This is a genomic window from Aeromicrobium changchenzhani, assembly GCF_057586615.1.
Genome location: NZ_CM172480.1, coordinates 352,633 through 370,514, shown reverse-complemented (window position 1 = coordinate 370,514; position 17,882 = coordinate 352,633). Strand labels below are relative to the sequence as shown.

The following is a 17,882-nucleotide window of genomic DNA, read 5'->3' as shown; positions in this document are numbered from 1 at the left end:
GTGTTGCCCTGCCAACGCGTGTCGAAAGTCTTCATTGTTGCGATCGATTGGCAGTTTCGTAGCAAGTGTGCGTATTCCATGGTGTCCGAACCGGTTCAGGTTCAGCCCAGATAGTCAGCGGATTCATCGAGTCCCGAAACGATCCTTCGACGGTCGATCCCAACCATGGTGGCAATCAGGGCCTCAAATGATGTTGTCGCCGCCCAGCCGAGCTGTCGACGGGCCTTGGCGGCATCACCGCGGAGCGCCGACGCCTGCGTTGAGCTCCACAGGTGCGAGTCAAGCGCAACATATTGCATGGGATCCGCCATTCCGACCGCATCGAATGCGGCGACCAGCATCTGCCGGAGAGTGTGACTCGTACCGGTGGCTATTACGTAATCATCGGCCCGACCGTGGTCGAGCGCCCGCGCCATCGCGTCGACGTAGTCGGCAGCAGCCCCCCAGTCGCGTTCGATGTCAATGTTGCCCAAAGCGATCTCAGCGTGACCACCTTGGGCGATCTCGGCCGCGGCACGAGTGATCTTGCCGGCGATGAACTGTTGTCCCCGGAATGGGCTTTCATGATTGAAAAGAATTCCGTTGCACGCAAACAGGTCGTACTTCTCCCGATAGGCGACCACAAAGTGGTGGGCGGCGCTTTTCGCAATTGCGTACGGCGTACGTGGCCGATGTGGTGTGTTTTCATCAAGTGCACCGTCGACCTCCCCGCCGAACACCTCGGCCGTTGACGCCTGAAAGAAGCGGATCTCACGCGCGGTCTTGTCCCGATAGCGCAGCAGACTCTGCAACATGTCTTCCACAGCGAGAGCATTTGTCCGGGTGACGAGTCCCGGATCGTCCCAGCTTCGACCGACCGAACTGAACGCGGCAAGGTTATAGACCGCTTCAGGCGCGAATCGACTCAGCAAGTCGTCGAACCGCAGTGCATCGGTCAACTCGTGATCGACGATCTCGACATCACTCAAATATGGGGCCATCCGCGCAATCGACGAAATGCCTGGGCGCACCGTCCCAACCACATGCCAGCCCTTCGACCGCAGCAAGCGCGCCAGATACATACCGTCTTGTCCAGCGACGCCCGTGATCAGCGCAGTGCGATTGACCGTCACCGGAGCGGCTCAACCATCACGGTCGGCGGTACACGTCTCATGCCAAACCTCTGTCCAAATCGACCTCTGCAGCTACCCCGCGCGAACGGTTTTCATGATACCCACATGGCCGACGTCGCAGGGCCAAACGAAGCTGGCACGTCCAACGCTTGCCGTGTGTCTTTCGTGACCTAATGGAATCGCTATCCTTGGGCCATGAAAATGGCAAGACTTCGTGGCGCGATGATTCTAGTTGCGGCGGCGCTGTGTACCAGCTTCGTGGCTTCCTGCGGCAGCACCGATGTGACGGAAACCGCAAGCACGGCTCGGTATGTCGCACTCGGTGATTCGGCGGTCGCCGGTGCTGGCATCGGTCGCTCAAGCGGGCCATGTCAACGATCAGATCGCAACTGGCCTTCGTTGCTCGCCAAGGAGCTCCGCATCGGCCATTTTGTCGATCGAAGTTGTATCGGCGCCACGACCGCAGGAGTCCTGAGTAGTTCTAGAACACTGGATAATCAGGAAGTTCCCGCCCAGATCGAATCTGTCACCAAGAAAGCTGACATCGTGACCATCAGCATCGGCGGCAACGATGAACAGTTCATCCCATTATTATTTTCGTCCTGCTACATCCCTCCGGCGAACACCGCCGCGGCATGCCGATCGACATTGCGTCAACTCCCCTTGTCGCTTGGGACTATCCACAACAACATCGTCGAAGTGCTCGACCAGGTCCATTCGCGAGCGCCTGACGCGCTGGTTGTATTGGTCACCTATCTTCGGCTTATGCCGGACTCAGGCGCCTGCAGCACGGTGGCCATTGCACCGTCGGACCTGCATGCCGCCGCAATGGTTGAAGGCAAACTCGCCGACACGATGAGTTCGGCGGCGAAAGCCACCAACAGCATGGTCGTGTTCATGCGCTCACGGTCGAAAGGCCACGATGCGTGTGCGAGTCCCGACGACGCCTGGGTCAACGCGATGAACGTGACCAATGGCGACGGCACCTATTTCCATCCGCGGGTGAAGGGCGTCGAAGCGGTCGCTCGGGCCGTTCGCCCGGTCCTCGAGCGCAAGCTCGCCACAATCGGCAAATAAACACCCCAACCACGCGAATTCCGGTGCTAGGCTGTGACCCGTTTGGCTGGCTTGCCGACACGATGGAAGGCCACATCCGGCATCGAATTGACACTGACGGCAGGAAAACTATGACTCACGAGGAATACGATCCGGCCGCTCATTATGACCGGGTAACGGAAGCCTGGGGATTGCTGCTGGGCGACGAGCTCCACTATGGCGTGTTCAACTCCGGCGACGAGCCGCTCGAGCAGGCGACCAGTGAACTCACCTCGCTCATGATCCGTGCCGCGCGATTTGAGCCAGGACAACGAGTCCTCGATGTCGGCTGCGGATCGGGCGCGCCAGCGGTTCGGCTGGCAACCGAATTTGGTGTCGAGGTACTTGGCATCACGACAAGTGGGATCGGTGTCGTTGCTGCGACGGAACGGGCAGCTCAGGCCGGCGTCAAAGCGGCGACCTTTGAACAGCGTGACGGGACCGCAAACGGTCTCCCTGATGCGAGTTTTGAGCGAGTGTGGGTCCTTGAGTCATCCCACCTGATGCCAGATCGGCACGCCTTGCTGTCCGAGTGCGCGCGAGTTCTGAAGCCAGGCGGGCGGATGGTTTTGTGTGACATTATCCGGCGGCGTGAGATTCCTTTCGCGGAACTACGTGACCGTCGCGCAGATTTCGCTGTGCTCCGCGGCGCGTTCGGCGCGGCCCGGATGGATCAACTCGACACCTACGTGGCGAATGCCAAGGACGTTGGGCTTGTTGTCGACAAGGTCACCGATATCACGGCCGAGACCCTGCCAACGTTCGATCGGTGGCGAGCCACTGCTGTCGAACGACACACAGGTGTCGTTGAAATTCTAGGACCCGACGGTCTCGCCACGTTCGAAGCGTCGCTCGATATCCTCGAAGGTTTTTGGCGGGATGGAACTCTCGGGTACGGAATACTGTCTGCATACAAGCCCGCCTAGCCACAACGACCCCGATAACCTTTCGACGCGCGCATCGTTGGGTTGAGTGTCGCATTATTCCTACTAATTGGAGCACATATGAGCACCGAAAGCTCTCGGGGTTTGGCCACAGAAACGATTAACCGATTCTTGGTCAGGGCTAACAAAGAAACCGACGTGAATCCCCAAACATCGCTTTACGCCAAGGGCCTCGGCTTGGATTCACTCGAGACCGCGGAACTCTCATCAATGCTCGAAGATGATCTTGGCAGTGATCCATTCAGTGCCGGCATCATGGCCCAAACGGTTGGTCAAATACTCGACTTCTACGGCGCCGATACATCGCCCGCAGCGTGATCGAACTACTGCGGATCGCGGCCGCACAGTGCGCTGAGCAAGAAGCAGTCATCACCTCCCGCGGCACCACAACATTTGCGGAACTCCTGAAGAATGCCGAGGTGGTTGCGGCAAACTTAACCGCACGCGGCATCGACCGTTTCGCTATTCTCGACAACGAGCCGGCATCGGTCGTCACGCTTTTGGCGGGAGCATCACTCGCAGGGTCAGAATCATGCATTTATCCGATCGCGGCTACCGACGAGGCAATCGACGCCTTCCGATCCGAATTCCAGCATGAGCACCTTGTCACGACCCGCTCGAGCCTCCTAGGGGCTGGGATAATCAATCCCACCGAGCTGACGCAGGATAACGGTGCACAGGTTCCAAAAATTGCTCGACCTGATGCGCAGCTCATGGTGTTGACAACCGGGACAAGTGGCAGCCCGCAGGCCGCGCGGCACCGGTGGGACCGCGTGCTTTCGGTCACCGACCGGATCATGCCAGCGCGCGATCAGAGATGGCTTCTCGCTTATGGCCTGAATCAATTTGGTGGATTGCAGATCATGATCCATATCTTGGCCGCCCAAGCAACGCTCATCGCGGCGGACACATTTCAGCCACGCGACGGCCTCGCCGCCATGCGACGCTGGGATGTCACCCACGCCAGCGGCACACCAACCTTCTGGCGCTTTCTGCTGGCCGAATTACAAAGTGATGGCGGCCCGGTGCCGCCCCTTAAACAAATAACCCTGAGTGGCGAGGCAGTGCCATCCGCACTGCTACAAAGAATTTCCGACCGGTTTCCTGACACACGGGTGTCGCAAATTTATGGTGCCACAGAATTAGGGCAAACCGTGACCGTACGCGATGGCGTGGCAGGTCTGCCCGTCAGTCTGATGGACGAAGGCGGCGACGTCGTTTTCAAAGTCGTCGACGGCGAGTTATGGGTCAAGTCGAAAGCTTCCATGCTTGGCTACTATGGCAAGCAGCCAATCGACGCCAGCGCATGGCGCGCAACGGGCGATCTCGTCGAGATCGTGGAGGACCGTATCGAGTTCCGCGGGCGCAGCTCCGAGGTGATCAATGTCGGTGGAGTCAAAGTGCATCCATTGCCGATTGAAGATCGCATCGGTAGCGTGGCTGGGGTCGACCTAGTCCGCGTGTTCGGACGACCAAATGCCATGGTTGGCAGTATCGTCGCGGTTGAGATCGTCGCCGCAGCGGGCCACGACACCGATGCCATCGAAACTGAGATCCGCAAGGCGTGCGCCGATTTTCCACCGGCATCGCGACCACGCAATATTCGTTTCGTCGACAGTATGAATACGATCGGCAACAAACTCTTGAGAGGTGCGAAGGCATGACCGAGCAGCTGGTCCGCAATGTAATCGTGACCGGTGGTAGCCGAGGTCTCGGTGCCGGCATTGTCCAGGCATATCTCGACTCAGGCGACCGCGTGGCTACCTGCGCCCGTTCACGTACCCCTGCAATTGAACGCTGGGAGAATGATCCGGCATTAGCTGGTCGATTCCTCTTCCATGAAGTGGACTTGAGCAACCGCGATCAGACTTCGGGCTTCGTCAAGGATGTGGTCGAGCGCTGGCAGACCATCGACGTACTCGTCAACAATGCTGGTGTCGCTCGCGATGGCATTCTGAGCCTCGCAACCGATGACGACATCGACATTGTCATCGACCTGAATCTCAAGGGCACCTTGCAGATGAGTCGATTGGTGTCGCGACGCATGCTAGCTCGCGGCAGTGGAAGCATCGTAAATATCTCGTCAATCGTCGGTCTGTCCGGCTATCGCGGACTCGCGGTATACAGCGCCACCAAGGCGGCAATGGACGGGATGACACGCGCCCTGGCACGCGAGCTGGGTTCGCGCGGTATCACCGTCAATTCGGTAGCGCCAGGCTACCTTCGGACTGAGATGTCACACGGTCTTGATGAGGCACAACTTCAGCAGATTATTCGTCGCACACCAGCAGGACGTCTCGGCGAACCAGCCGACATCGCGCGGATAGTGCAGTTTTTGACTGCCCCCGAGAATAACTACATCACCGGACAGGTCATCGTGGCTGACGGCGGCCTGACCGCCTGAACGGCCGTGCCGGACCCTCATCGGCGAGCAGCGCATCTCGTGTCTGTCGCACTGAGTTAGTCCAAGAAAATTCCAGTCCCCGTGCCTCGGCCAGCGCTAATTGTTCTGACGACATCGCAGCAGCACGCTCCACGGCGTTGGCGAGCGCCGCCGGAGTCCAGTCCGCCATTACCTCGCTGTGGCCACCCGAAACTTCAACTGCAGCCTTGTCAGGTCCGATGACGACGGGCTTACCGAGAATCATTCCTTCGACAATTGGGAGCCCGAAACCTTCGAAGTCGGACGGGAACACAATCATGTTTGCCGCCGCGAAGATCGACCGGAAGCGATCTTCGGACACGAATGGTGCGAGTTCCACTACATCGTCAAGACCGCGGCCGACCACAATCTGCCGAAGCGTCTCCCGTAACGCGGCCGACAATCCCACGATGACGAGTGGCGGGGCCGCGCCGTCGCGCTGCGCTAACTCCGCCCAACCATCGATCACCAGATTTGGGTTCTTGTTGCTGTGATGGGCGAATGTCACCGCCGGTCCCTGCCGTGATGGTGTGCCCCAAACAAGCACGTGATCGGCACCATGGTGGACCACTGCGGCCGGTTTATTCCGCAACTCCGGATGGCAGGCATGAAGATCGTCGAGAGTTCTAGCCGAAACCGCGATAAACCGATCGGCCAACCGATAACTGCGCCGGTAGGACACGTAACGCAACACCCGCCGTAGCCGATCGAACTGGTCGGGCCGCAACTCGTGTCTGAGGTCGTGGACGACGACGATCAGCGGGCAACGCGGATGCCACAATGTCGTGGCCGGCATCGTAGCGAGGACAGCATCCGCGTTGATCCGCTTCACCAGCCGACGGATCAGCAACGTCTGTGCAAATGGTCGACCCACCATCGTGGGCGGCAACACCCGCACTTCGTGGCGGATGTGCGGTCCGATGGACACCGTCGACCCAACCGGAACGAGGACGTGCAATCGGTCATCAGGAAATACTTCCGCCCATCGGCCAAGCAACTGCTCGACATACGTACGGATGCCGCCGAAATCTGCACTCATCGCGTCGATGACGATCGTTGCCGGGGCGCCAACGGGTCGGGACCCCCGATGCTCCTCGCCGATCATCAAATTCTTCGCCTATGCACGACCTCAGCCTACTTCAGTCAGCACGCCAGCCGGTAAGGTCTGAACATCGAGAGGAGTCGAGCATGGCTGAGCAGCCCCACAAAGTGATCGATTCGCAGAACACTGCCCATGGCGTGGGTCACGACTACGTCAAGGGATCACCGCACCTACGGCACCCGCAATTGCGTTCGATGATTGAATCGCGTCTGCACTCACTGGTCAAGGCGACAGTGGAACGTCAAGGGATATGCCACGTCCTCGAGATCGGTGCCGGACACGGAACATTCACCGATTTTCTACTCGCCGCGGGTGCGCGGGTTACCGTCACCGAAGCCAGCGAAGCCAGCGCGACGATGCTGACCGCCAAATACGCCGACCGTGACGACGTCGAGATATTTTTCGACCATAGCGGCGAGGACGTCTTCACGAACACGGATCGTTATGACGCCGTGGTGTGCGCCTCTCTGCTGCACCACATCCCCGACTACGTGAATTTCGTTCGCCGCTTGAGCGTTTTGGTCCGTCCCGGCGGCTGGTTCTACTCGGTCCAGGATCCGATGTATTACTCTCGGCGCACGACGACGACCCACATCGCGAGTCGGGGCGCCTATTTCACCTGGCGGATCGGCCAAGGCAACTTCCGCCGTGGTCTTGCGACCCGAGTTCGGCGCGCGAAAGGTACCTACTCTGAGAGCGAACCGTCTGACCTTGTCGAATACCACGTCGTACGCAACGGCGTCGACGAGCGCGCGCTCGAGGCGGAGTTGACGAACCAGTTCGGGCTGGTCGAGGTTTTCACCTATTGGTCAACCCAAAGCCCACTGCTGCAACGGCTGTTGGCTAAGTCTGGATTGCGTTCCGATTTCGGCCTCGTCGCCACGGATCGGCTGCCGGTGCCACCCGATCCTGATGAGGGTTGAAGCGCTCTCAGCGCGCCAGCGGTGAGGCTTCCGCGCCACGCGCGAAGGCCTGTGACGCGTACATCAGCCATTGGTGCAGACCATTGGCGTCGCCGCGTCCATATGCGGCCAGCGCATGCGCATAACCCTCGGCTTCAACGGCATGGCCAGCCTCGGGGACGGTGAGCGACGCGGGGTCGACGCCCTTGGCGACCAGTACGAGACGCTCGACGGCTCGGGCAACGACGCCGTTGTGAGAAACGAACACTCCTGCAGAAGCGATTTCAGCGTGTACGAGGGCTGCCACAACGAGTCCGGGGGCCTTGGTGGGTTCGCCGACCAGTTGGCTGAGCAACGCGAGTCGCTCGACGCCGTCGGGATTGGCCGGCCGACCAAGATCAGCATCGGGCACCGAGCCGGCGGCCGCCAGGGCATGGATACGCGCGATCGCTTGCAATGGCGTGCGATTCCACACCGGCACGAGCCCAAGCAGTTCGGTCGACAACAGGACCGCGGCCCGTGCGGTCGGATCGCCCTCGCCGGAGCGGAGTTGCTCGGCGTCGTACTCACTGCCCTCGATCGCGGCCGTGGCCACCGCGCCGCGCAGCAGCGACTCAGCGGTGTCGTCGGGCGTACTTTTACGCAATCCACGGTCACGCAAGATTGAGTCGAAACCGTCGCGGGTGGCGGCGTATGCAGATGGAACGCCTTCGAGTTCGGCGGCGGCGATGAACGGATCACTTGACACGCCTGCAGCGTATCGGTCGCAATCACGGTGCTGCCGGTAGCCTTGAGGCAATGAACCTTCCGTATGCAGATCGCACCGCCAAGTGGCTTGTCGGCGGTCAACTTGCCTGCGTTCTTCACCTCGGTGACAATCCGTTGGCGTTCCAACTCGCCGATCAAGGTCACGAGGTTGTTGTCGTCGCTGAACAACTGAGCGGCGTTCGACACTCGGACATTTCCTATGTCCAAGCCGAGGGGCCGCGGTTGCCCTTCACCTCCGATTCCTTCGATGTGATCGTCGCCCCCGACATTCGGCGCCCAACGTCCGCGCTCGCCGACTTCGCACGGGTGCTGCGCACCGGTGGGCTGTTGTCGACGGTCGCACAGACCTATGACGACTCGATCCCATGGCTTCGCAAGATGCGCGAAATCATCGGCGAACGCACCGACACAACTGAACGAGTCGACACCCTGAGCGCATCGGGATTATTCGGCGAGCCCGAACGAAATGAGTTCGGTAGTTGGGAGCAGCTGGATCTCGATGGGCTGATGAAGTTCGCGCGGGCCACGATGGCGCCGGCCACGACCGAAACCGACCTCGGCCGGGTCCGTGAGCTCTTTGTTGATTACGGCGCCCGATCAGGAAGCCTTCGGTTGCGACACCAAACTCATTGCCTGCGCGCTCAGGTCGACAAGGAAGGCCTTCCGGTCGAACCCGAACCACCCGACACGATGCTGCTCGACTTTCGCTAGAACCGGCCGCGTGGCCAGGTCACGCTCATCGACCGGGCCGTCACGTTCACCGATTCGATGGACGTCTCGATCGTCTGATCCTCGGGCTAGGCTGGGCGGGTGAAGTTTCTGAATGATCTGCAGCCGCCATACGACCTGACCTACAACGATGTCTTCATGGTGCCGAGCCGTTCTGATGTCACGTCACGGTTCGATGTCGACTTGACGACTCCCGATGGGGTCGGCACCACGATCCCGCTTGTCGTCTCGAACATGACGGCCATCTCCGGCCGCCGTATGGCGGAGACAATCGCGCGCCGCGGCGGCATCGCGATCATCCCTCAGGACATCCCGCTCGACGTCGTCGCGAGCACATTTGTCCGAGTCAAGCGCGCACACACTGTGTATGACACCCCGGTCACCGTCGAGCCGAACAGCACGATCGGTGAGGCGATGAGCCTGCTGTCCAAGCGTGCCCATCGCGCCTTGTTGGTCGTCGATAATGACCTGCCAGTCGGCATCATCACCGAGCATGATGGCACCGAGGTCGACCGGTTCGCTCAGGTCCACGAAGTTATGAGCACCGAGGTTCAGACCCTCGATGCTGGTTCTGACGATATTGATCGAGCAACGCTCGCGAAGCGATTGTTTCAACAGCTTGCCGCCAAACATCTCGACTTCGCGCCGGTCATGCGCGACGGCACACTTCTCGGCGTCATCACCCGCAAGGGCGCCCTCCGTTCGACGATCTACCAGCCCGCAGTCGACGCCGAAGGACACCTCGTTGTTGGCGCCGCGATCGGTATCAACGGTGACGTCAAGGGCAAGGCCGAGTTCCTGGTCGACCTCGGTGTCGACGTTCTGGTCGTCGATACCGCGCATGGTCATCAGGGCAAGATGCTCGACGCGTTGCCGATCGTGGCCGCCGTACGTGATGCGCACGCCGCCACCGGTCGCCATATCCCGATTGCCGCGGGCAACGTCGTTTCGGCTGGTGGGGTCACCGATCTTGTCGCCGCGGGCGCTGACATCATCAAGGTCGGCGTCGGCCCAGGCGCCATGTGCACTACTCGCATGATGACTGGCGTTGGCCGGCCACAGTTCTCTGCCGTGCTCGAGTGCGCTGCCGAGGCAACTCGACTCGGTGCCACCGTGTGGGCCGATGGCGGTGTGCGTTATCCCCGTGACGTCGCGCTCGCCTTGGCAGCCGGTGCCGCCAGCGTCATGATCGGCTCGTGGTTTGCCGGCACGTATGAGAGCCCCGGCGATCTCAAGTTCGGCTCCGATGGACGCGCCTACAAGGAATCTTTTGGGATGGCATCCTCCCGCGCGGTGTCCAATCGGACCCGCGATGCGGCCGGTTTCGAACGTGCACGCATGGGCCTGTTCGAGGAGGGCATCAGCTCATCGCGAATGTACCTTGACCCGGAGCGTCCCGGCGTTGAGGACCTGGTCGATGCCATCACTGCCGGTGTCCGCTCCAGTGCAACCTACGCCGGCGCCCGAACGATCGGCGAATTCGCTGCCCGGGCGACAGTCGGCGTCCAGAGCAGTGCCGGTTATGAGGAAGGGCGACCGCTCAGCACGAGCTGGTGATCAGCGGGTGCTGAGTGTTTTTGCCCGTATGCCGTCGAGAATGATGCTGAGTCCCAATGCGAACGAGGCATCCTGATCCGTGCGCGGATCGTCATCAATCACGCCGACGCTGCCGGCTTGAAGATGCGTTTGTTCGTCGAGCACGTGGCCAAATACGAAGTGCAGCAGCGTCGCCGCCGCGACCGGAGCGAAGACCGCGTCGAAGCCAGCCCGCTCAAGCGTCGTGAGCAGCCGAGCGTACGGGACCTGCCCGCCGATGCCGAAGGCATGAACGGTCGCGATCAGTTCAGCCCCATCGCGATAGGCCAGCATCGCATCACGGAGCACACGGGCGTTGGTGGCAAGCCGCACATCCCAGTCGAGAGTCTCGTCTCCGGGCCATATTGCGCGCGACAGAATTTCATCGGCGACCGCCGCCAGCAGCTCCTGCTTGCTGACGAAATGGTGATAGAGCGCGCTGGGCTGAACGCCAAGATCGCCGGCGATCCGGCGCATCGATAGGTCGCCGAGGCCATAGTCGTCCAAGACCTTGATTGCCCGTTCGACGACGTCGCTGCGACGATTGCGCATTGCACTCTCCAGACTTTTTGGGCGACCGCCCTGATCCTAGTTTCCATCCTATCGGCTAACCTGAACACCGTTCACCTGACCATCGTTCAGTTACGGCTTCGGCCGTCGGCTGGCCTCGACCGCGGAAGCGATCACCATGAACACGACTCTGAACAAAACCCCCCGGTCGGCCAGCAGCACGACAGTCGACCTCGCCCTGATCGCGACCTTCGCCGCATTCATCGCAGTTTGCTCGGTTGCGGCCGCACTACCGTTCGGCGCCAATGGCGTCCCGATCACCCTGCAGATGTTCGCCATCTTCTTGGCCGGGGCTGTCCTCGGCGCCCGGCGCGGCTTCTTGGCAGCGCTGCTCTATCTCGCAGTTGGTGCCGCTGGGTTACCCGTGTTCGCCGGTGGCACCGGCGGTCTCGCCCCATTCAGCGGGCCAACCGCCGGCTATCTGATCGCGTTTCCATTTGCGGCGGCGATCATCGGCCTGATCGTCTCCCTGCTGCACCGCGGAAATGCTGCGATTACGGTCGGCATTGTGTTCGCTGGCGGCGTCGTTGCAGAGCTGTTCGACTGGGTCGTCGGAGCGTTCGGCATCGCCCTGTATGCCGACACACCCTATGGCTCGACCTTGAAGGCGGCGGCGGTCTACATACCCGCCGACTTGGTCAAGCTCGCGGTTGCGGCAATCATCGCGGCGGCGGTCCACCGGGCCTTCCCCGCACTGATCGCCAAGCATCGCTAGTCTGCTTTTGTGGCTCACATCGAGATCGACGCGGTCACCGTTACGGCTCCGGCCGCTGACGGTGACGTCACGATCCTGCACAACATCAGTGCCACGCTGACCGAGCATCGGATCGCGCTGATTGGGCCCAACGGCTCGGGCAAGTCCACACTCGCACGGCTCGTCAATGGGCTGGTCACGCCAGCATCTGGGCGAGTTATCGTCGATGGTCTCGATGTGGCCGACAAGGGCGCGGCCGTACGCCGCCGCGTTGGCTTCGTGTTCACCCAGCCGGCTGCGCAACTCGTCATGCCGACCGTGCTTGAGGACGTGTGCCTCTCCCTGCGGCGCTCGGTGCCGGACAAAGCTGCTCGTGAGCGGCGCGCTCATGAAGTCCTTGACACCTTCAATCTCGGCCACCGCGCCTCGGCCAGCGTCCATGCATTGTCCGGTGGGCAGCAACAGTTGCTTGCACTCGCCGGTGTCCTGGCCACCGAGCCGGCAATCATTATCGCGGATGAACCGACCACACTCCTGGATCTGCGCAACGCCAACACGATCGCCGAACGGCTCTTTGGCCTGCCCCAGCAACTATTGCTGGTGACCCACGACTTAGAACTCGCCACACGGTGCGATCGCGCCCTCGTCATCGACAACGGTGCGATCGCTTTCGACGGCGCCCCCACCGAAGCCGTCGCCGCCTACCGTGAACTGGTCGCCCTATCGTGAAGTCAATCCGGTGAAAAAATCTCTCCCGCTAGGTATCCATCAACCGGGTCATACCCTGATCCACCGCACGCCGGCCGGTATCAAACTGGCATTGATGTTCGCGTTCGGAATCGTGGTCGTCGCGCTCAGCGGGCCTTGGCTGCCACTCGGCGCCGTCGCCGTTGCACTTGCCTTGGCCACATACGCCCGGATCAAGCCCGGCACGCTGCTCCGCAGCTTGCGGCCGGTGCTAATCCTCATCGCGATCCTCGCCGCGTTCCAATGGTGGCAACGCGGCTGGCCGATGGCGGTCGAAATTGCCGCCACAACCGTCGCCCTCGTCATCGCCGCGACCGTCGTCACGGCCACAACTCCGACCGATTCAATGCTCGACGCGATCGCCCGGGGGCTCGGCCCATTCCGCCGACTCGGTGTGAATCCCGACAAAGTGGCGCTGTCGTTTGCTTTGATGATCGGCGCGATCCCGCGCATCTTCGAGATCCTCGGCGAAACTAGAGAAGCGGCTAAAGCCCGGGGTCTTGAGCGCAGCCCGCGTGCCCAACTCGCGCCGATGGCAATCCGCACCGTTGCGCATGCGCACGCGATGGGAGAGGCGTTGGCGGCGCGCGGCATCGGCGACGAATAGCTCCCTCATGCGTCGTTCCATTCACTGCGCGGCCCGAGTTTCAGCGCTCCGGTGGCCAGTGGATTAAACAAGGCCAGACTAATTAATACACTGATAACCGTGATAATTAAGTTGACCGGTACCGCCCCGCCAGTACTACGGCGTGCGGTCTTTCTTGTCCCCGGGATTATCGCGTTGCTTGCGGGCCTCGACGCGGCCCTGATCCTGCTCGGTGTCGGCGCACCGATCGTAACCGAGCGCCTGCCGGACGTGCACGGCATGCTGATGGTGTTCGGTTTCGTGGGCACCCTGATCTGCTTAGAACGCGCAGTTGCCCTCCGCAAGTCATTGGGTTTCGCCGCACCCGCATTGCTGGGCGCAAGCGGATTGCTGCTGATGTCGCCAGCACCTCTAGCGGTTGGCAAGACCGTGCAACTGGCTGGCATGCTGGGCTTCGTTGCGCTCTACATTCCACTGTGGCGCCGGCAGCGCGATGATGCCGTGCTCATCCAGGCATTCGGCGCCGTATTCGGTGCGTGCGCCTGCATCATGTGGGTTGGTGGCACCCCCATTGAGCTACTCATCCCGTGGCTAGCTGGCTTCGTCATATTCACCATCTGCGGCGAACGGCTCGAACTGGCCCGGCTGGCCATGGGGGCCCGCGCCGGTCGAGATTTGTTGTCGCTCAGCGCATTCTTCGTGCTCGGCGTTTGCGCCAGTTTGCTCTGGCCCGAAGTGGGCTACCCGCTCCTCGGGCTGGCCTTGCTCGCCATGGTCGCGTGGCTCATCATCCATGACGTCGCCCGCCACACCCTCACGTCGACCGGGCTGCCACGTTATATAGCCGGTTGTCTGTTGACGGGGTATTTCTGGCTTGTCGTGGCGGCAGTTATCTGGATCGTGGGCGGGCCGGCAACGACAGGTGTCCGGTATGACGCTGTCATTCACGCAGTGTTCCTCGGCTTCACCATCTCGATGATCATGGCGCACGCGCCGGTGATCCTGCCCGCAGTGCTGCGCGTGCCGCTCCCCTACCACCCGGCGTTGATCATTCCGGTCGGCTTACTGCATATCTCGCTATTGATTCGGCTGTGGCTGGGTGACGCCCATGGCAGTCATACTGCTTGGCAACTTGGTGGAATCCTCAACGCCACCGCGCTCCTGCTGTTCATTGTCACTGCAATCTGGTCAGCGGTGTTCGCAAAGCCAATAGCGTCCGCGCGGACGCCCACGAATTCATCACCCGTTCCGCCCAGTTCCAGTGGACTTGGCATTAGCACCCCCGAGACCAGACTGTGACCCGCGGCTTCCAGCCACTCCGTGATCTGCCGGCAATCCTGTGGCTCGGTGCGCTGGCCATAGCGATCATGACCGAGCCGTGGTTAGATACCCCGCGTTGGCTCATGATTCACCTGTTTCTGCTCGGTGCACTCAGCCATTCGATCTTCGTCTGGAGCCGCTATTTCGCCGATGCGCTGCTCAAAACCGCACCGAGCGCTGCGAATTTGCGCAATCAATCAATTCGTCTCATGGTGCTCAATGCTGGTGTGATTGCGGTCGTCACCGGCGTTCTCACCGATCTGTGGCCACTCACGGTCGCCGGCGCAACGGCCGTCGGGATTGCTGCACTGTGGCACGGTGCCGCATTCGCGCTGCTGATGCATCGCGCATTACCGGACCGATTTGCCGCAACTGTGCGTTATTACATTGCCGCAGCCGCTCTGCTCCCGATCGGCGCAGGCTTCGGCGCCGCGCTCGCTTATGGCCTGGGCGATCCGCTGCACGACCAATTCCTGCTCGCCCACACCTCGATCAACTTGTTGGGCTGGATGGGCCTGACGATTATCGGCACTCAAGTCACCTTCTGGCCGACCATGCTGCGGACCAAGATCGTGGACAATGCCGAATTGGCAACCCGCCGCGCCCTACCGATCTTCCTAGCCTCGATCGCACTGATCACCGGTGGCGCGCTGATCGGCTCACGACTCGTCGCGGTGGCCGGAATCATCGGCTACCTTGCCGGGCTCACGCTGGTGGCCCGACCGTTCCTGTCGACCGCACGCAACAAGACGCCTGCGTCTTACTCAACCTGGTCGGTCATGGCTGGGTTGGTCTGGTTCTTTGGCTGCCTCATCGCCATCGCGGTTGCCTTGGCCACTGCCTCGACCTGGCTCGCTGCTGGCCAACGACTGGCCTGGTTCACGCCGCTCATCGCAGTCGCCGTAGGCGCACAGGTGCTACTCGGTGCGATGACCTATCTGATTCCCATGGCACTCGGTGGCGGACCGTCGGCAGTGCGGGCGGCCAGCAAAGAGCTCGAACGCGCCGCAGCCTTTCGGGTCACCGCAGTCAATGCTGGCCTGCTCGTGTGCGCATTTCCTGCCCCTCACATTGTGCGTCTGCTGGCCGCCAGCGTGGTCGTTGCGACTCTAGCCGCATACCTCCCGCTCATGACCCGCGCGATGCTGGCATCGCGGCAGGCCAAAATCAGCTCAAAGAAGATGATCAGTGCGGGCATCCGGCAGCCGCGAATAGCTGCGGTCGTGCCGCCGAAGGGCCAACGGGCTGGCATGGTCGCCACGGGCCTTGCACTCGTCCTCGTTGCCGTTTCTGCTGGCATTGCGGTACGGCCGAGCGCCGCGCCGAACCCGGCGGCACCGAATCTCCAGACTGCGAAGGACGCCGCGGCCGCGGTCACTCCCACTGGAAAGGTGACCCGTGTCGCGGTAACTGCCAAAAATATGCGTTTTCATCCCGCCAAGGTCAGCGTGCCCGCCGGCAACCGGCTCGTAATCGCGGTGAAAAACACTGACAACAAGACCGTCCATGACCTCGTGTTGGCGAGCGGTGCAAACAGCGGCCGATTGTCACCCGGCCAGTCCACGACGCTCGACGTCGGCGTTGTCGGTGGCAGCATCGATGGCTGGTGCTCGGTCGTTGGTCACCGGCAAATGGGCATGGTGTTCAAGATCGTGGTGACCGGTGCCAGCGCCCGCGCCAACAGCCACAACATGAGCGATATGCCGGGCACGAAGCATTCGGCAGACGGTGCGGGCAGCGCCGCGGCCAACCTCGACTTCATGGCCAAACCGCCAAAGAGTTTCACCGCCCACAGCCCGGTGTTGCGTCCAGTACCGCCCGCGCGCATCCATCGCCATACGTTCCGCGTCAGCGAGACCAAGCGTGCTGTCGCGCCGGGGGTGACACAGCGGTTGTGGATGTTCGGCGGCTCGGCGCCCGGTCCGATCTTGCACGGCCGCATTGGCGACGTCTTCGAGATCACCCTCGTCAATGACGGCACGATCGGCCATTCGATCGACTTCCACGCTGGTTCGCTGGCACCAGACAAGCCGATGCGCACGATCGCGCCCGGGAAGTCACTCGTCTATCGATTCACCGCGACCAAAGCCGGAATTTGGATGTATCACTGCGCGAGCATGCCGATGTCGGCCCATATCGCCAACGGCATGTTTGGCGCCGTCATCATCGAACCGCCCGATCTTCCGAAAGTTGATCACAGCTACGTGCTGATCCAGTCGGAGTTCTATCTGGGGTCAGAGGGCGGCACAGTCGATGTCGACAAAATCAAGGCGGAAAAGCCCGATGCAGTCGTGTTCAACGGCTATGTCAATCAATATAATTTCCGTCCATTAACGGCGAAGGTTGGCGAACGAGTCCGCGTGTGGGTATTGGACGCTGGCCCGAACCGCGCCACGTCATTCCACGTCATCGGCAGCCAGTTCGACACGGTATATGCCGAGGGCAGGTATGTGTTGAAGCCCGGCAGCGGCGCGTCACAAGCCTTGGCGCTCGCCCCAGCCCAAGGCGGGTTCGTCGAAATGACATTCCCGCAGAAGGGCAACTACCCCTTCGTGTCACATGTGATGGTTGATGCTGAGCGCGGCGCCCACGGCATCTTCCACATTAACTGAGGGCGGTGCCTGAGCAACGTAATTGCGGCCGCGTTGGGTTGCTCAGCCACCGCCCAACACGGCATTACGTTGCTGATCCACCGCCCAAGCTGGGTTGTGCTCAGATCTCGGTGCGATGAAAATTGGCGAATGAACGCGAAGCCGTCGGACCGCGCTGACCTTGATAGCGCGAACCGTATTTGGCCGAGCCATAAGGATTCTCAGCTGGTGACGAGAGCCGGAAGAAGCAGAGCTGGCCGATCTTCATACCCGGATAAAGCTTAATCGGCAGGGTTGCAACGTTGGCGAGTTCCAGCGTGACATGGCCGGAGAAGCCCGGATCGATGAAGCCCGCCGTCGAGTGAGTCAGCAAGCCAAGCCGGCCGAGCGAAGATTTGCCTTCCAGCCGCGCCGCGACATCATCGGGCAGCGTCACCTGTTCATAGGTGGAACCGAGCACGAATTCACCCGGATGCAGGATGAACGTCTCGTCACCGCTGACCTCGACCGGACGCGTCAGGTCCGGCTGATCTGCGGCCGGATCGATGTGCGGATATTTGTGGTTGTCGAAGACCCGGAAGAACTTGTCCAGCCGCACGTCAATGCTCGACGGCTGGATCATGTCCCGGGCGAAGGGGTCGAGCTGCACGCGGGCGGCGTCGATCTCGGCGAGGATGTCACGATCAGATAGAAGCACGTGTCAAAAACTAACGCATGATGCAATA

General features: G+C 61.3%; 18 protein-coding genes. 13 read left to right on the top strand and 5 right to left on the bottom strand.

The features are described from left to right. Positions 1-101: 101 nt before the first annotated feature. Positions 102-1,112 carry a GDP-mannose 4,6-dehydratase gene (locus AC2YB9_RS01945; RefSeq protein WP_487267074.1) on the bottom strand — a complete coding sequence of 337 codons (1,011 nt, stop codon included), beginning with the start codon at positions 1,110-1,112 and terminating at the stop codon, positions 102-104. A 195-nt stretch (positions 1,113-1,307) separates the two neighbouring features. Between AC2YB9_RS01945 and AC2YB9_RS01940 the strand changes: the two genes are divergently transcribed. The 5 genes from AC2YB9_RS01940 (at position 1,308) to fabG (ending at position 5,555) form a co-directional block, all read left to right on the top strand. Then, positions 1,308-2,189, top strand: coding sequence for an SGNH/GDSL hydrolase family protein (locus tag AC2YB9_RS01940; RefSeq protein WP_487267073.1), 882 nt, complete (start codon positions 1,308-1,310; stop codon positions 2,187-2,189). A 110-nt stretch (positions 2,190-2,299) separates the two neighbouring features. Then, complete coding sequence (locus AC2YB9_RS01935) at positions 2,300-3,133, top strand: SAM-dependent methyltransferase (RefSeq protein ID WP_487267072.1); 834 nt, start codon at positions 2,300-2,302, stop codon at positions 3,131-3,133. Positions 3,134-3,211: 78 nt separating this feature from the next. Further along, entirely contained in the window at positions 3,212-3,469 is a 258-nt protein-coding gene (locus AC2YB9_RS01930; RefSeq protein ID WP_487267071.1) for a phosphopantetheine-binding protein, read from the top strand. Then, the gene (locus tag AC2YB9_RS01925; protein WP_487267070.1) at positions 3,466-4,815 is read left to right on the top strand and encodes a class I adenylate-forming enzyme family protein; all 1,350 of its coding nucleotides are present in this window, start codon (positions 3,466-3,468) and stop codon (positions 4,813-4,815) included. Before AC2YB9_RS01930 ends, AC2YB9_RS01925 begins: the two co-directional genes overlap by 4 nt. Further along, on the top strand, positions 4,812-5,555 hold the full coding sequence (fabG, locus tag AC2YB9_RS01920; protein ID WP_487267069.1) for a 3-oxoacyl-ACP reductase FabG: 744 nt from the start codon (positions 4,812-4,814) through the stop codon (positions 5,553-5,555). The genes AC2YB9_RS01925 and fabG overlap by 4 nt, the downstream gene beginning before the upstream one ends. Here fabG and AC2YB9_RS01915 read toward each other — a convergent pair. Next, positions 5,524-6,678, bottom strand: a complete 1,155-nt coding sequence (locus AC2YB9_RS01915) for a glycosyltransferase (protein ID WP_487268554.1) — start codon at positions 6,676-6,678, stop codon at positions 5,524-5,526. The genes fabG and AC2YB9_RS01915 overlap by 32 nt on opposite strands. Before the next feature lie 83 nt (positions 6,679-6,761). On the opposite strand from AC2YB9_RS01915, the gene AC2YB9_RS01910 reads away from it, so the two are divergent. After that, a complete protein-coding gene (locus AC2YB9_RS01910; protein WP_487267068.1) occupies positions 6,762-7,598 on the top strand; it encodes a class I SAM-dependent methyltransferase in 837 nt (278 codons plus the stop codon). Between the two features lie 7 nt (positions 7,599-7,605). Here the strand turns inward: AC2YB9_RS01910 and AC2YB9_RS01905 are convergent, their stop codons facing one another. Further along, positions 7,606-8,325, bottom strand: a complete 720-nt coding sequence (locus tag AC2YB9_RS01905; protein ID WP_487267067.1) for a Fic family protein — start codon at positions 8,323-8,325, stop codon at positions 7,606-7,608. Positions 8,326-8,375: 50 nt separating this feature from the next. On the opposite strand from AC2YB9_RS01905, the gene AC2YB9_RS01900 reads away from it, so the two are divergent. Together AC2YB9_RS01900 and AC2YB9_RS01895 are read left to right on the top strand one after the other, a co-directional pair. After that, the gene (locus AC2YB9_RS01900) at positions 8,376-9,056 is read left to right on the top strand and encodes a class I SAM-dependent methyltransferase (RefSeq protein WP_487267066.1); all 681 of its coding nucleotides are present in this window, start codon (positions 8,376-8,378) and stop codon (positions 9,054-9,056) included. 99 nt (positions 9,057-9,155) lie between these two features. Beyond that, a complete protein-coding gene (locus AC2YB9_RS01895; protein ID WP_487267065.1) occupies positions 9,156-10,631 on the top strand; it encodes a GuaB1 family IMP dehydrogenase-related protein in 1,476 nt (491 codons plus the stop codon). On the opposite strand, the gene AC2YB9_RS01890 is transcribed toward AC2YB9_RS01895, so the two are convergent. Next, positions 10,632-11,201, bottom strand: a complete 570-nt coding sequence (locus AC2YB9_RS01890) for a TetR/AcrR family transcriptional regulator C-terminal domain-containing protein (RefSeq protein WP_487267064.1) — start codon at positions 11,199-11,201, stop codon at positions 10,632-10,634. A gap of 136 nt (positions 11,202-11,337) precedes the next feature. On the opposite strand from AC2YB9_RS01890, the gene AC2YB9_RS01885 reads away from it, so the two are divergent. The 5 genes from AC2YB9_RS01885 to AC2YB9_RS01865 all read left to right on the top strand — a co-directional run bounded on the left by AC2YB9_RS01885 (position 11,338) and on the right by AC2YB9_RS01865 (position 17,178). Next, positions 11,338-11,934: a biotin transporter BioY gene (locus AC2YB9_RS01885; RefSeq protein ID WP_487267063.1), complete on the top strand. Its 597-nt coding sequence runs from the start codon at positions 11,338-11,340 to the stop codon at positions 11,932-11,934. A gap of 9 nt (positions 11,935-11,943) precedes the next feature. Continuing rightward, the gene (locus tag AC2YB9_RS01880) at positions 11,944-12,642 is read left to right on the top strand and encodes an energy-coupling factor ABC transporter ATP-binding protein (RefSeq protein WP_487267062.1); all 699 of its coding nucleotides are present in this window, start codon (positions 11,944-11,946) and stop codon (positions 12,640-12,642) included. Between the two features lie 10 nt (positions 12,643-12,652). Further along, entirely contained in the window at positions 12,653-13,267 is a 615-nt protein-coding gene (locus AC2YB9_RS01875) for an energy-coupling factor transporter transmembrane component T family protein (RefSeq protein WP_487267061.1), read from the top strand. A 99-nt stretch (positions 13,268-13,366) separates the two neighbouring features. Beyond that, positions 13,367-14,545, top strand: a complete 1,179-nt coding sequence (locus AC2YB9_RS01870; RefSeq protein ID WP_487267060.1) for a hypothetical protein — start codon at positions 13,367-13,369, stop codon at positions 14,543-14,545. Next, positions 14,542-17,178 carry a multicopper oxidase domain-containing protein gene (locus tag AC2YB9_RS01865; RefSeq protein ID WP_487267059.1) on the top strand — a complete coding sequence of 879 codons (2,637 nt, stop codon included), beginning with the start codon at positions 14,542-14,544 and terminating at the stop codon, positions 17,176-17,178. Before AC2YB9_RS01870 ends, AC2YB9_RS01865 begins: the two co-directional genes overlap by 4 nt. Positions 17,179-17,278: 100 nt before the next feature. Here AC2YB9_RS01865 and dcd read toward each other — a convergent pair whose 3' ends face one another. Then, the gene (dcd, locus tag AC2YB9_RS01860) at positions 17,279-17,854 is read right to left on the bottom strand and encodes a dCTP deaminase (RefSeq protein ID WP_487267058.1); all 576 of its coding nucleotides are present in this window, start codon (positions 17,852-17,854) and stop codon (positions 17,279-17,281) included. Between the last annotated feature and the right edge of the window lie 28 nt (positions 17,855-17,882).